Origin of the sequence: Pseudomonas sp. Sample_21 (assembly GCF_004307525.1) — a bacterium.
Classification (GTDB): Bacteria; Pseudomonadota; Gammaproteobacteria; order Pseudomonadales; family Pseudomonadaceae; genus Aquipseudomonas; species Aquipseudomonas atacamensis.
In genome coordinates this window covers 24,479-39,109 of record NZ_RCNZ01000030.1, presented here as the reverse complement: position 1 = coordinate 39,109, position 14,631 = coordinate 24,479, and the positions used below count along the sequence as shown (strand labels likewise).

The following is a 14,631-nucleotide window of genomic DNA, read 5'->3' as shown; positions in this document are numbered from 1 at the left end:
CACAACAAAACGCCGCGAACGGTGACCGTACGCGGCGTTTGTTGTGGCGGTTGCGCGGCAACAACACTCAAGGCACCAGATAGCCTTTCACACCGGTAAAGATGATTTGCGCCGCCAGTGCGCAAACAAACAATCCCATCAAGCGGCTGACAATCTGCAAGCCCTGATCGCCGAGAATCCGCTCGATGCGATTGGACAGATACAGCACCACTCCGACAGTAAAACTGGCCAGGGCGATACTCATGATTGCGGTGAGCTTGTCGTCCCAGTGCGGCTGGCTGACGCCCATCACCAGCAAGGCGCCGATCGTGCCGGGGCCGACCGTCAGCGGAATGGTCAGCGGCACGATGGTCACGTCCTGCTGCACATTGTCGGCCTGCACCGCCGGTTTGCCCTGGGCCATGCCCAGCGCCGAAATGAACAACACGCTGCCGGCACCGATGCGGAAGGCGTCCACGGTGATGCCGAAGACATCGAAAATCACCCGCCCGAACAAATACAGCAGCACACTGGAAATCAGTGTGGCGAGGGCGACCTTCCACGCCAGACGCCGCTGTTCCTTGCGCGAATAGCCACGGGTCAGGCTGATAAAGCAGGACAACACGAAGAACGGGCTGTAGAGCACCAGCATCTTCAGATAAACGCTGAACAACACATGGAGCATGATGCAAGCTCACTGGCGATGGAGTCGGGGGGAGTCTATCAGGCACCGGACAATCTGTCGGTTTACGACGGCTGGGTCGTGGCCCGGTTCTGCTGATCGCGTTCGGCGACCCAATGCTCGATCAGTTCACGCAGTTGCGACAGCTCCACCGGTTTGGACATGTGCCCGTCCATGCCGGCCTGGCGGGCGCGTTCTTTATGTTCGGCGAGAATGTGCGCGGTGAGGGCGACGATCGGTGTGCGGATGCGCTGATTGCTGACTTCCCAGGCGCGCAGTTGCTGCGTCGCGGAGAAGCCATCGAGGATCGGCATTTCGCAGTCCATCAGCACCAGGTCGTAACGCTGGGCCTTCATCGCTTGCAGCGCTTCTTCGCCATTGCTCGCGGTGTCCGGTTGCAGATTGAGCTTGCCGAGCATGCCACGGATCACTTTGGTGGAAATGGTGTTGTCTTCGGCGACGAGGATGCGGAAGTCGCTCGGCACCTTGGCCGCTGTGGCCGCCGTAACGACTTGCGGCTGGAACACCACCTGGCCCTTGTTGCGCTGATTGAGTTCGTCCGCCAGCGTGGTCTTGAGCGTATAACCGGCCACCGGTTTGGCCAGAATCCGTTTGATCCCCGAATTGCGCGCAATGATCTTGCTCGGCGCGTTGCTGATGCCGGTGAGCATGATCAGCAGAATGTCGTGGTTCAGGCTCGGGTCTTCCTTGATCTTCGCTGCCAGTTGCATGCCGGTCATGCCGGGCATGTTCTGGTCGAGCAGGACCACGTCGAAGTAATCGCGCAGGTGCGCCTTGGTGCGCAGCAGCGCCAGCGCTTCCTTGCCCGACGGCACGGCGCTGACATTCAGGCCCCAGGCGCTGCATTGCTGTACCAGCACTTTGCGGCAGGTGTCGTTATCGTCGACTACCAGCACCCGTGCGCCCTGCAGCGGGCTGTCCAGATCGGACGTCGGATGTTCGAGGCGATCCGGGTCCAGCGGCAAGGTCAGCCACAAGGTGCTGCCCTGGGTGGCGCCGCTCTTGATGCCGAACTCGCCTTGCATCAGACGAATCAGTTGGCGCGCAATCACCAGGCCGAGATTGCCGCCCAGGCGATTGGCCGAGAGGAAGTGCTTGCTGTGCAATTCGGCGTGCAACAGTGCTTCGCGCTCTTCCGGCTCCATCGGCACGCCGCTGTCCTGCACAGCAATGCGCAGGCGCGGTTTGCTGCTGCGCTCGTCCAATGCAACGACGATCAGCACCTCGCCTTCTTCGGTTTTCTTCAGGGCGTTTTCCAGCAGGCTCAGCAAGGTCTGGCGCAGGCGCGTCGGATCGCCGCTGATTACCCGTGGCACTTGCGGCTGGATGAAGCTGATCAGCTCGACGTTCTGTTGCTCGGCCTTGGCCCGGTAGATGCTCAGGCAATCATCTATCAAGGCGTTGAGGTCGAACTGCACGTCATCGAGTTCGATCTGCCCGGATTCGAGCTTGGAGATGTCGAGGATCTCGTTGATCAGCGTCAGCAGTTCGTTGCCGGCGCTGTGGATGGTTTGCACGTAATCGCGTTGCTTGACCGACAGCGGCGTGCCCAGCAGCAGCTCGGTCATGCCCAGTACACCGTTCATCGGTGTGCGGATTTCGTGGCTGATCTTGGCGAGGAATTCGGCTTTGGCGTTGATTTCGGCGTTGCTTGCCGCCAGGTCGCGGCTGATGCTGAAACGGCTTTCGGTGATGCTGCGCTGTCGCTCGCCCAAGGCAATGCTCATCAGCAGGCCGCTGATGCAGATGAACACCATCAGCGTCATGATCAGGCCTTGCGGCGTGACCAGCGTCAGGCCGAGCAGCGCCGGCAGGATAACCAGCGTGCCGATGTTGAACACGACCATGGCGGCGACGAACAGACGCGCCGGGCGATAGCCTTTTTGCCAGTGATAGAAGCCCACCAGCAACATGCTCAGGCCGGCCAGTGCGACCAGGGCGTAGGTGATGATGTTCAGCGGCAAGGTGTTGACGAACAGCAGCAACAGGCTGCACGTGACGATCAACAGAATGTCGCCCCACAGCAGTTTGTTCAGCGCGTGCTGGCCCAGTGGCGCAAAGAAGCGCAGGGCGAACATCAACCCGGCTGGAGCCGTCAGCAGCAATGCCAGATAAGCGCCCGGCGTCTGAATGGCTTGCCAGTTCGGCAGCCACGGACCGGCAAGGTTGAGCAACAGGAACAGGCTCAGCCCCAGCAGGCCCTCACAGATCGCCAGCCACAGACTGCTGCGCGAGCGCGAGTAGGCGTAGCGCACCAGGTTGTGCAGCAGGAGCATGGCGAGGCAGCCGAACAGCAGGCCGAAAATCAGCGTCTGCTTCTGATCGGCGGCGCCTTCGATTGCCGCTTGCAGAGTGATGTGCGGGCGCAGCTGATGGCCCGAAACCATGCGTACGTAGACGTCCAGCGGCTTGTCAGCCTGGGGCAGCGGCAGCATGAAATCGCTGCTCGGCAACGGATGTTCGGCCTGGGGCCGTTCGTTGCCGGTATTGCGTTGCTCGATCAGCCGGTCGCCGTCGAGCACGTAGAGATTGAGTTGGGACAGGTCGGGGGCAAAGATGCGCAGCACTTGTTCGTGCTTGCCCGGCGCCAGTTTGAAGCGCAGCCACAGGGCGCCGTCGGGTTCGGCCGCGGTCAGGCGGTCGAGCTCGATGGGACTGAATTGATTGGTGTAGCGAGCGGAGCGGATGTCGCTCAGTTGCAGGATGCCCTGATCGTCAAGCAATACCGACCAGCCACTGCCTTGCGCGGCCTGGGCCGGGAGCATGCAGAGCAAGGTCATCAGCGTGACGGTGAAGCTTATGGCAATCCTGAGCCAGCGCACGGCGAAATCCCTTCGTAGGTTGATGCCAGAATATAACGATGCGCGACGACCGAACAGCCCGGCGAGGAATGGCATCCCGCGCCGGGCCTGATGGATCGCTTACTCCTGGGTTTCGCCGCGTTCACGGGCAATGGCGCGGTAGCCGATGTCCTTGCGGTAGAAGCAGCCTTCCCAGTCGATGGCAGCGGCCAGTTTGTAGGCCTGCTGCTGAGCTTCGCCGACGGTGGCGCCCATGGCAGTGGCACACAGTACACGACCACCGGCAGTAACGACCTGTCCGTCTTTCAGCGCGGTGCCGGCGTGGAAGACTTTGCCTTCCAGAGCGGCCGCCGCGTCCAGACCGTTGATCGCTGCGCCTTTGGCGTAGTCGCCCGGGTAGCCGCCAGCAGCCAGCACGATGCCAACGCTCGGACGCGGATCCCACTGTGCTTCGATCTTGTCCAGCGCTTGCGCCAATGCGGCTTCAACCAGCAGCACCAGGCTCGATTGCAGACGCAGCATCACCGGTTGGGTTTCCGGATCGCCGAAGCGGCAGTTGAACTCGATAACCTTCGGATTACCGGCCTTGTCGATCATCAGACCGGCATAGAGGAAACCAGTGTAGACGTTGCCTTCGTCGGCCATGCCGCGCACGGTCGGCCAGATCACCTGATCCATCACGCGCTGATGCACGTCGGCGGTGACCACCGGGGCAGGGGAGTAGGCACCCATGCCACCGGTGTTCGGGCCGCTGTCGCCGTCGCCGACGCGTTTGTGGTCCTGGCTGGTGGCCATCGGCAGCACGTTCTTGCCGTCGACCATGACGATGAACGAGGCTTCTTCGCCGTCGAGGAATTCTTCGATCACCACACGCGAACCGGCGTCGCCAAACGAGTTGCCGGCGAGCATGTCACGCACGGCGTCTTCGGCTTCGGCCAGGGTCATGGCGACGATCACGCCTTTGCCGGCAGCCAGGCCATCGGCCTTGATCACGATCGGCGCGCCTTTCTCACGCAGATAAGCCAGGGCTGGCTCGATCTCGGTGAAGTTCTGGTAATCGGCGGTCGGGATCTTATGGCGCGCGAGGAAATCCTTGGTGAAGGCTTTCGAGCCTTCCAGTTGCGCAGCACCGGCGGTCGGACCGAAGCAGTCCAGGCCACGGGAGCGGAACAGATCGACCACGCCAGCCACCAGCGGCACTTCCGGGCCGACGATGGTCAGGGAAACGTTTTTCTCGGCGAAGTCAGCCAGTTGCTCCAGCGCCAGCACGTCGATGGCGACGTTCTCGCACTTGGCTTCAATAGCGGTGCCAGCGTTGCCCGGTGCAACGAAAACCTTCTGCACACGCGGATCCTGAGCCACTTTCCAGGCCAGAGCGTGTTCACGGCCACCGCTGCCAATGATCAAAACATTCATTTCAAAAACCTCGAATGACGCTAATTCTGTGGGGGCTGATCGTTCCCACGCTCCGCGTGGGAATGCCTCTACGGACGCTCCGCGTCCGAGGGACGCGGAGCGTCCCGGGCTGCGTGCCCACGCAGAGGGGTACGATCAAGCAAAATAATCAGTGACGGAAGTGGCGCATGCCGGTGAATACCATCGCGATGCCGGCTTCATCAGCAGCAGCAATCACTTCGTTGTCACGCATCGAACCGCCCGGCTGGATCACCGCAGTGATGCCAACCTTGGCCGCGTTGTCGAGGCCGTCGCGGAACGGGAAGAATGCGTCGGACGCCATGACCGAACCGGCGACCTGCAAACCGGCGTGCTCAGCCTTGATCGCGGCGATGCGGGCCGAGTTGACGCGGCTCATCTGGCCGGCGCCGACACCGATGGTCTGGCGATTCTTGGCGTAGACGATGGCGTTGGATTTGACGTACTTGGCGACTTTCCAGGCGAAGATCAGGTCGTGGATTTCCTGTTCGGTCGGCGCGCGTTTGGTCACCACTTTCAGGTCGTCGGCGCTGATCATGCCGATATCGCGGCTCTGCACCAGCAGGCCACCGTTGACGCGTTTGTAGTCCCAGGCAGCGGCGCGGTCAGCCGACCACTCGCCGCAGGCCAGCAGGCGTACGTTGGCTTTCGCGGCCACGATGGCGCGGGCTTCTTCGCTGACCGATGGGGCGATGATCACTTCAACGAACTGGCGCTCGACGATCGCTTTGGCGGTCTCGGCATCCAGTTCACGGTTGAAGGCGATGATGCCGCCGAACGCCGACTCGGTGTCGGTGGCGTAGGCCAGTTCGTAAGCCTGACGGATGCCGCCTTCAGCGTCCGGGCTGACCGCCACGCCGCACGGGTTGGCGTGCTTGACGATCACGCAGGCTGGCTTGACGAAGCTCTTCACGCATTCCAGCGCCGCGTCGGTGTCGGCGACATTGTTGTACGACAGTTCTTTGCCTTGCAGCTGGGTCGCGGTGGCGATGCCGACTTCGGCAGGCTTGGCTTCCACGTAGAACGCCGCGCTCTGGTGCGGGTTCTCGCCGTAGCGCATTTCCTGAGCCTTGATGAACTGGCTGTTGAAGGTGCGCGGGAATTCGCTGCGACCTTCAGTGCTCAAGGTTTCAGCGGCCTGGTTCACGGTGCCCATGTAGTTGGCGATCATGCCGTCGTAGGCGGCGGTGTGTTCGAAGGCCTTGAGCATAAGGTCAAAACGCTGAGCGTAGGTCAGGCCGCCGGCCTTGAGGTTTTCCAGGACGTTGGCGTAATCGCTGGCATTCACCACGATGGCCACGTCTTTATGGTTTTTCGCTGCCGAACGGACCATGGTCGGCCCGCCGATGTCGATGTTCTCGATGGCGGTCGGCAGGTCGCAGCCTGGCTTGTTGATGGTCGCTTCGAACGGGTACAGGTTGACCGCTACCAGATCGATCGGCTTGATGCCGTGCTCGTTCATGATCGCGTCGTCAGTACCGCGACGACCGAGGATGCCGCCGTGGATTTTCGGGTGCAGGGTTTTCACCCGACCGTCCATCATCTCGGCGAAACCGGTGTAATCCGCGACTTCCACTGCGGCAACGCCGTTGTCACGCAGCAGCTTGAACGTTCCGCCGGTGGAGAGGATCTCGACGCCCAGAGCTTCGAGCTCCTTGGCGAATTCGAGGATCCCGGTCTTGTCGGAAACGCTGATCAAGGCGCGGCGGATCGGCAGGCGGGTAGTCTGGTCGGTCATCTCAATTTCCATCAAAAGCAAAGGAAGTCAGCAAAAAAGGCGACCGTTTTTTACGCGGGCGCCTTTCTGGTTTGATTGAATGCTTACAGCAGATCGTACTGCTTGAGTTTCTTGCGCAGCGTGCCGCGGTTCAGTCCCAGCAGCTCACTGGCCTTGGTCTGGTTGCCCTTGACGTAGTTCATCACGCTTTCGAGCAGGGGCGCCTCGACTTCGGACAGCACCAGGTTGTACACATCCGTGACGGACGCGCCCTCAAGGTGGGCGAAATAATTGTGCAGCGCCTTCTCGACACTCCCGCGAAGGGTCTGGCCTTCTTCGCTCGGCGTGTTGAGGTGCTGTTTCAAATTCACGTTGTCGCTCACGGGTGTTGTTCCACTCACTAAAGTCTCGGTCATCATCGTCATGCGGCCACCCCTTCTTCGTCCCCTGTCAGGCTCTTGTAACGCTCGGCGAAGAACTCCCGAACGTCGGCGCATTGTGTTTCCGTACCATCCAAACGATTGAAACGGGCGCGAAACTCCCTGGCGCCCGGCAAGGTTGCGAGATACCAGCCCACATGCTTGCGGGCAATGCGCACGCCCATCACGTCGCCATAGAAGGCGTGAAGGGCAGCCAGATGCTCCAGCAGGATGCGTTCCACTTCGCTCAGTTCCGGCGCGGGCAATTTCTCGCCGGTGCGCAGGAAGTGATCGATCTCGCGAAAAATCCATGGCCGCCCTTGAGCGGCCCGGCCTATCAGCAGGCCATCGGCACCGGTGGCATCAAGCACGTATCGGGCCTTTTCCGGCGAATCGATATCGCCATTGGCAAACACCGGGATCGACACCGCCTGCTTGATCGCGGCAATCGTGTCGTACTCGGCTTCCCCTGTGTACAGATCGGCGCGCGTACGGCCATGTACGGCCAGCGCTGTGATCCCGGCCTGTTCGGCGATCTTCGCCACGTTCAGACCGTTCTTGTTCTCGCGATCCCAGCCGGTGCGGATCTTCAGGGTGACCGGCACATCAACCGCGGCCACTACGGCCTGCAGGATCTCGGTCACCAGTGCTTCGTCTTTCAGCAACGCGGAGCCGGCGGCCTTGTTGCAGACCTTCTTTGCCGGGCAACCCATGTTGATATCGATAATCTGTGCGCCCAACTCGACGTTGGCCCGTGCCGCATCGGCCAGCATCTGCGCGTCGCCACCGGCGATCTGCACCGAGCGCGGCTCGGGATCGCCTTCGTGGATCATGCGCATGCGCGACTTGCGGGTATTCCACAGGCTCATGTCGCTGGTGACCATTTCCGAGACTACAAGCCCTGCGCCCAGACGCTTGCACAGCTGACGAAAGGGCTGGTCGGTGACGCCCGCCATCGGGGCGAGAATCAAACCGTTCTGCAATGTATATGGGCCGATGCGTACCGCCGACATAGGACTTCCCTGAAGTGGGGCCGGATCATGAGAGTTCGAAAAAGGGTGGGCATGATACCCGCTCTCGATGACTGGTTAAAGGCTGAATTGAACAAAATCTGAACAGTTATTCTGTTATCGCCAACGGTTTGGTCGGCTGCGATCAGTCAGAAAAATGCCGTCAATCGGGAAACGCTGAAGCGGTTCATTCCGGTGAGTGGAAGTTCAGGCTGTAATTCACCGCTTTCGGCCCCGGATCGAGAATATCCAGGGCGATGTGGATCGGCGTCTGCGGCGGCATTTCCGCGAGGCCCTCGAGATCGCCGCTCAGGTACTCGCCGGCTTTGAAGCGACGACTGGCGATCAAATGACCGTTGAGGTCGGCGAAGCGCAGTTCGAGCAAGGGGAACGGCTGGGAAAACGTCGCTCGGTTGTAAATGATCGCATCGACCACCAGTGCCCCGCTGAACTCGGGATGGCTGCGCACCACCAGGTTGCTGCTCTTGATTTTGCCGATATCGACCTTGGACGGCACGGTGCAGCCGATCTGCGGGCAGATCTGCTGGAACCACGGTCGGTATTGATCCTGCCGCGCCAGTTCCTCGAAGTGATAGGCAACGTACTGAGCGGCAAGGCCGGCGGCGGCCAATACCACCAGCACCAGCCAGAGCAGGCGCCGGCCCCAGGGCGAGCGGCGTTGCTGCCAGTCCAGTTGCAGCGGGTCGTCGGTCAGATCCTGCAGGACCTCGGCGCGCACGCCGGGCTCGGCCCGTTCGCGTTTTTTGCGCGGCGAAGTGATCAATGGCAGATCGTCGTCATCGCTGTCGTCGCTGGCCGAGAAGCGTTCGCGGCGGGCGGCCGGGTCAATCGGATCGTGCAGGCGCAGTTGCGGGATCGGCGGCTCGTCATCCAGATCCACCGGTTCCAGTGATAACGAGGGTTCGGTGCGCTCGGGTTCGAGGGTTTCGACGCCGTCTATATCTGGTTCGACATCCGGCGCTGCGCTGCGCTCATCGGCAGGCTCGCTGAACAGGCTGTCGGGCCATGTGCCTTCGTCCGGTTCCGAGCTGTCGCGCCGGGCGCTCAAGGATTCTTCGCGGGTACGGCCGAATTCGGCGGCCGGCTGGATTTCACGCTGTTCGAGGCGGGCGAGTTCTTCGTCCAGATCGAGGCTGTCCAGATCCAGTTCCGACGCGCTCCATTGCTTCTGGCTGATGGCACGCGGTGCGGGGATCTGTTCGACGACCGCAGAATCGCTGACAGGCGCGGGCGTTTCAGGCAGCGCTGGTGCGACCGGCGTCACCGTGTCCTTGCCAGAATGTTGCTCGAGCAGCTGCTTGGCGGCATTGAACACTTGCAGGCAGGAGCCGCAACGAACCACGCCGCGCGCCACGCTCAACTGAGCATGGTTGACGCGGAAACTGGTCTGGCAATGCGGGCATTGGGTGACGAAACTGTCGGTCATGCGGCGATCCGGTTCAGGCAAGCGGTCATTTTAGCGCCGACGCCCGGTGATGCGCACCCAGCCATCGCGATTGGCGATCGGGTCGAGCTCGAAGTCCTGCGCATAAGCTGCCGCTACTTCTTCGCCCTGCTCGGCGAGAATGCCCGACAGCGCCAAACGCCCACCGCTCTTGACCAGGCTGGACAGCTGCGGCGCCAGCGACACCAGCGGGCCGGCGAGAATATTGGCCACCAGCACGTCGGCCGGAACCTGCGGCAGATCCTCGGGCAGGTACAGCGGGAGCAGCTCATCGGCAATGTTGTTGCGCCCGGCGTTGTCGCGCGAGGCTTCCAGCGCTTGCACGTCGATGTCGGTGCCCACGGCTTCCTTGGCGCCGAGCAGCAGGGCGGCAATCGCCAGAATTCCCGAGCCACAGCCGAAATCGAGCACGTGGCAGTCTTTCAGATCCTGGCCGTCGAGCCATTCCAGGCACAGTGCGGTGGTCGGGTGGGTGCCGGTGCCGAACGCCAGGCCCGGGTCCAGCAGCAGATTGACTGCGTCAGGCTCGGGTGCGGCGTGCCAGCTCGGCACGATCCACAGGCGCTGGCCGAAACGCATCGGCTCGAAGCCGTCCATCCAGCTGCGTTCCCAGTCCTGATCTTCGATCACTTCGCTGTGATGTTCGGGCAACGGGCTGCCGGTCAGCAATTCCAGATGGGCCAGCACCGGTTCCGGTTCGGTACCGCCTTCGAACAGCGCCAGCAAGTGGGTGTGCGACCACAGCGGCGTGGTGTTGAGTTCCGGTTCGAAGATCGGCTGGTCTTCGGCGTCCATGAAAGTCACCGACACGGCGCCGACTTCGAGGAATGCGTCCTCGTAGGTTTCGGCTTGTTCCGGGGTGATGGCGAGACGGACTTGCAGCCAAGGCATGGCGGGCACCTTTGAAAATCTGTGGGGCAGCCCGAAGCTGCAAAAGCGCGCAGTTTACGCCAGGTCGCCGGCAAAGTGGACACACCGCTTGGCTGTTACACATTCGCGGCCGCGATATACATATGTATGGCCTGAGCACTTTTGTCGGCAAATAGAGTGAGCGCTCATCTCTACGCGACAAAAGGCTGGACGACATGGCGGATCAACAAGGGACTGTAGAAGAAAAACCACCGATAGCCGCTGCGTCTACGGGGTCGGTGCAGGAGATCCTCCTGCGCATCACGCGCTGGCAGGTGATGATCGACAAGCGCTTGAACAGCCAGATGACGTTGCTCGAGGCGCTGGAGCATTTCGCATTGACTGAACTGCGCAGGCATTACCCGGACGGCCATTTCGCCCCGGGCTTTGTGGTTGCCCTGCTTGACGCCATTCTGCAAAAGCTTATCGACGGCCGGCCAGTCATGTTCCTGGCGCTCCAGGACGCGCCATTTCGCTGGCCTGGGGGCGCCGATCCCGGTTTGCCGTCCAGCCGTCATGAGCATGTGATCCGGACGGTGGATAGCGTTTCGTTGCACTTTCTCGACCAGTACAAGAAATACCTGCGAGAACATTGGGCGACAAAAGGGCGGGAGGCGTTGTTCGATCGCCTGATCAAACGCAAGCTGCGGCGCTATATCAAGGACATCGAGTTGCTGTTGCGCCGTGACCAACTGGCGGGCCTGACACTGGATCAATTGCGCAGCAAAATCGACCGGGTGCAGGCCCGCAGCACGCGTCGGTACCGATTGACCGCCCTGGCAACCGGTGCAGAGAAAAAGATTCTCGAGGCGCATTCCTTTGCGCAACTGCCGTCATGGATGAAGGCGCTGAAGGAGCCGGATCGCGCCTTGTTGCGTGATTATCAGGAGCAGACCTCACTGGCCCAGGCAGCACTCGATGACCTGCTGCTGGGCTACGGCTCGTTGCGCGACTTTGCCCGCCAGCAGGCCATCGAATACATTCAGCTCAAGCTCGACATGACGGTTGAACCAGACCGGATCGACGTGATGCTCAGATGGCGCTCGGCGGTCGGTGAGCCGACCCACAATCGCAGCCTCAGTGATCTGCTGGCATGCGGGCCGATCGGGCAGGACTTCGCAGCGGTCCTGGAGATCAGCAGTCCTGCGCCCTTGCGCAACCAGTCACTGAAGCCGACATTCGTTGCCGAGATGCTGGCGGAACAGGATTATCCGGCGGACTACCTGCGAGCCCTCGCCGAGCAGTACCAGCGCACGGAAGTGCAAAAGGCCCTTGTCGACTGGTTTGCCGTACGGCTCAGGCAGAGCGCATTCGTCGCGCGCTGCGCAGCTCATCTGTCGGATTCCGACCATAAGCATCTGGAGCAGATGTGGTCTGGGCAAACCACAAAGAAACCGTTGCAAGTGGCCGCATTGACACTGCCCAACGGCATGCAATGCGCCGATCTTCTGGTGTTCTACCAGGCAGAGAATGAGCAAACGGTGAATAACCTGGTGCTGTACGCGCCCAACAAGCCGGACGGTCAGGAGTGGGTCCGGTTGCCTTCGATCGCGGCGTTGACCGGCGAAGTATGGAGCTGGACGCAGAGCGAATCCGGTCGTGAGTATCTGTTGCAGCAGCTTTCGCCGGCTGCACATCACCCTGCACGGGATTATCTGTTGGCCGCTGCGGCCAGCCCCGCTCTCTGGGGCATGCAGAGTGACCTTCGCCGAGCGCCCCTGCCGTTCACCGAATGCGTCGAAGCCGCTGCAAAAATGGGCCTGGCAAACAACCTGCAGCGGGTCGAGCAGGACAACTCGCTGCGCTGGTACACGACGCTCGGGCTCGAGGCTCGCCGGCGCATCAGCAGCCTCAATCAGGAACTGATCGTGCATCAGCAGGTGTTCAACGAGCTGCTGGGCGGTTTCGAGGTTTTTGTCGATTTCGCCAGGCGCACGGTTGCCGCAGCGATCACGCCCTATATGCGCAGCAAGAACGTGCTGGAACCGGTAGATCCGGCCACTGTGTTGATCGATTACAACCCTGGCGTCGCTGACCGCAGGAAGCAGCAGGTAGCCACGCTGCTCGACCTGGCCATTCACGGCTACGATGACAACTCCGGCATTGAACATCCGAAAAAAGGCGTGCGATCGTCGGTCGGCCAGGATCTGAGCCAGGTGCGCAGCGCCGATCTGGCGCTGTATCTGCGCCGGGCGTGGCTGGGTGAAAAATACGCCAGCGAGATCCGTGGCAAATATCTCGACCCGCGTGATGCTGCCTACGAACCGCGTCGCTTTGCCTACCGCAACGTATTGCCGTCAAAGATGGACCGTGATTTACGCGTGGCCAGAAGTCAGGCGCGATTGAGCGACGCGGTGTATTCAGCGCTGGTCCGTCAGGTCTCTCTGTTGAGCCAGGTGCCAGCGCCGGATACGCATTTTCCGGGCGCGAGCATGGTTGAAAGTGACGGCGTGTTCAGGTTCACCGTGCGCCATCACGTCGTGCTCGGGGTTTATGTTCTGACCTCGTTCAACCCCGAGCCGTCCTGGTGGCTGTACACGCCTGATGCGCCCGACGGCATTGTGGTGCGTGCGTATCAGTCACTGTTCGGCGACATCGCCGGCGCTTTGCATGACTACTTGATGGCGCGTACGCCGGTTGCCGCGCGCAGCATCGTGTCGCGCACCCTGTATGCGATTGCGGCAAAAAAACAACGCGTCGATACGCTGTACGAAGCGCAGCGCCTGATTGACGCGCGCAGCGAGTTCAACGCGTACATCGAGCGCGCGGTCACGGATGTGCAGGACATCACCACCAGCCGCGCGCAAATGATCGAACGCCAAGTGGTCAAGGGGCTGATGTTTGCAGCTGCACCGTTTTGCATGGTGTTCCCTCCGTTTGCCTTGCTGCTCGATGTCGTGTTCATCGCCGTCAGCGCCGGTCAGGCGGTCGCTGCGCATCTGGAGGGTGACGTCGATGGCGCGCTCGGCCACTGGCTGGAGGCGTCGTGGGGCGCGTTGTTCGCTATGGTCGGCGCCGGCAGTGCGATCAAGTGGCTGGGCGGTGCGGCCAGAAGTCTGAAGCACACCACGCGGCCGGCCTCGTTGTTGTCAGAGCGTCTGAACACCGTGGCTCCGCTGCGCAGGGAAGCACTGCCGGCGATCCGGGAAGTACGCTTCCATGCCAGGCAGGCCGTCAGCAAGGCGCCCGAGCGTTTGCAAAGGGTGACCGAAGAAGGCGTCTTTTTCGGCACATGGCGCAGTCCGCCCAGCGCTGCGCAGCCGCAACCGGCCTATTACATTCGCAACAAGGGCAAGTATTTCCTGGTCAGGGAAAATCCGCATTTCGGTGGGCTGAGCCTGGTCGATGCCCGTCGCCCGACCGCCATCTATCAGCAACCGATTCGGCTTGCTCCGGGGGGCAAGTGGACACACGCCAGGGTCGGGCTCACGGGTGGCAACGTGCGCAACCTTGGGCGCGTGAGCGATTTGAATGATGCTTTTCCTGGAGGTGTCAAGCCCGTGCTGAACCGCGGCGCGCTGCAGGGCGAAGCGGTGGTGGCGCATTTTCGTCCCGGATCGCCAGATAACTATCTGTTTTCGTTGAATGCGCAGAGTTGCGTCATCGCCTCGCTGTATAACCCGACGACAAGGGTGGGGGCGGTCATTCATTTTGATCACAATATTCGCCCGTTGATCGAGCGAAGTGTCACGCAGGTGCTGGAGCGTCTGGGGGGCGCACCGCAGAACATTCGCGCCACGCTGGTAGGTGGCGACTGGCTGTCGGCGGGTGCTGACATCGGCGGTCCGGTCAGGCGCGTGTTGCGCGAACAGGGCCTGCAGCCGACCTGGGATTACTGGTCGTACTCGTCGTGCCTGGGCAACAGCTATGGCGTGGTGCTGAATCTGAACAATGGAGTCTCGAGAGTGTTCAAGCATTCCTCTGGTCAGATTGGCAGGCTGTACGACCCGCTTATCGCCAGATCGAGCTATGCCAAGGACGGGCTCTCGGTACGTGCCCGACACTTTACGAGACGGTTCACCCGCAGGCCGTTACATGAAAACGCCGCAGGAGCGGTGGTCGATGATGCCGGCCTGCGGGCATCTGCCGCAATGGTCGAGCAGCAGGCGTTCTCCACGGTAATGCTCTGATGGGTTTGTTGCAGGCATAAAAAAACCCGATCCGCAGGGATCGGGTTTTTCATGCGGCTTCAGC

9 protein-coding genes are annotated in these 14,631 nt (G+C 61.5%); 1 reads left to right on the top strand and 8 read right to left on the bottom strand.

Annotation, left to right across the window (positions count from 1 at the left end):
• Positions 1 to 67: 67 nt before the first annotated feature.
• From D8U71_RS02850 to prmA, 8 genes are all read right to left on the bottom strand, one after another.
• Positions 68 to 664, bottom strand: a complete 597-nt coding sequence (locus tag D8U71_RS02850; RefSeq protein ID WP_016771870.1) for a MarC family protein — start codon at positions 662 to 664, stop codon at positions 68 to 70.
• Between the two features lie 62 nt (positions 665 to 726).
• Positions 727 to 3,504, bottom strand: coding sequence for a hybrid sensor histidine kinase/response regulator (locus tag D8U71_RS02845; protein WP_038861141.1), 2,778 nt, complete (start codon positions 3,502 to 3,504; stop codon positions 727 to 729).
• Between the two features lie 99 nt (positions 3,505 to 3,603).
• Entirely contained in the window at positions 3,604 to 4,899 is a 1,296-nt protein-coding gene (gene purD, locus D8U71_RS02840; RefSeq protein ID WP_073471778.1) for a phosphoribosylamine--glycine ligase, read from the bottom strand.
• Positions 4,900 to 5,047: 148 nt separating this feature from the next.
• Complete coding sequence (purH, locus tag D8U71_RS02835; protein ID WP_122748076.1) at positions 5,048 to 6,655, bottom strand: bifunctional phosphoribosylaminoimidazolecarboxamide formyltransferase/IMP cyclohydrolase; 1,608 nt, start codon at positions 6,653 to 6,655, stop codon at positions 5,048 to 5,050.
• 83 nt (positions 6,656 to 6,738) lie between these two features.
• Positions 6,739 to 7,059, bottom strand: a complete 321-nt coding sequence (gene fis, locus D8U71_RS02830) for a DNA-binding transcriptional regulator Fis (RefSeq protein ID WP_002555375.1) — start codon at positions 7,057 to 7,059, stop codon at positions 6,739 to 6,741.
• Complete coding sequence (gene dusB / locus D8U71_RS02825) at positions 7,056 to 8,066, bottom strand: tRNA dihydrouridine synthase DusB (RefSeq protein WP_016771866.1); 1,011 nt, start codon at positions 8,064 to 8,066, stop codon at positions 7,056 to 7,058. Before dusB ends, fis begins: the two co-directional genes overlap by 4 nt.
• Before the next feature lie 184 nt (positions 8,067 to 8,250).
• On the bottom strand, positions 8,251 to 9,510 hold the full coding sequence (locus D8U71_RS02820) for a DUF3426 domain-containing protein (RefSeq protein ID WP_130887116.1): 1,260 nt from the start codon (positions 9,508 to 9,510) through the stop codon (positions 8,251 to 8,253).
• 30 nt (positions 9,511 to 9,540) lie between these two features.
• Complete coding sequence (gene prmA / locus D8U71_RS02815; RefSeq protein WP_123443898.1) at positions 9,541 to 10,419, bottom strand: 50S ribosomal protein L11 methyltransferase; 879 nt, start codon at positions 10,417 to 10,419, stop codon at positions 9,541 to 9,543.
• A 194-nt stretch (positions 10,420 to 10,613) separates the two neighbouring features.
• Here prmA and D8U71_RS02810 point away from each other — a divergent pair, with 194 nt between their 5' ends.
• Positions 10,614 to 14,567 carry a type III effector 1 gene (locus D8U71_RS02810; protein WP_130887115.1) on the top strand — a complete coding sequence of 1,318 codons (3,954 nt, stop codon included), beginning with the start codon at positions 10,614 to 10,616 and terminating at the stop codon, positions 14,565 to 14,567.
• The last annotated feature ends 64 nt before the right edge of the window (positions 14,568 to 14,631 follow it).

Coding starts and splice junctions, on each gene's coding strand:
- purH (WP_122748076.1), bottom strand. CDS start 6,655: ATGACCGACCAGACTACCCGCCTGCCGATCCGCCGCGCCTTGATCAGC.
- D8U71_RS02850 (WP_016771870.1), bottom strand. CDS start 664: ATGCTCCATGTGTTGTTCAGCGTTTATCTGAAGATGCTGGTGCTCTAC.
- purD (WP_073471778.1), bottom strand. CDS start 4,899: ATGAATGTTTTGATCATTGGCAGCGGTGGCCGTGAACACGCTCTGGCC.
- dusB (WP_016771866.1), bottom strand. CDS start 8,066: ATGTCGGCGGTACGCATCGGCCCATATACATTGCAGAACGGTTTGATT.
- fis (WP_002555375.1), bottom strand. CDS start 7,059: ATGACGATGATGACCGAGACTTTAGTGAGTGGAACAACACCCGTGAGC.
- D8U71_RS02820 (WP_130887116.1), bottom strand. CDS start 9,510: ATGACCGACAGTTTCGTCACCCAATGCCCGCATTGCCAGACCAGTTTC.
- prmA (WP_123443898.1), bottom strand. CDS start 10,419: ATGCCTTGGCTGCAAGTCCGTCTCGCCATCACCCCGGAACAAGCCGAA.
- D8U71_RS02810 (WP_130887115.1), top strand. CDS start 10,614: ATGGCGGATCAACAAGGGACTGTAGAAGAAAAACCACCGATAGCCGCT.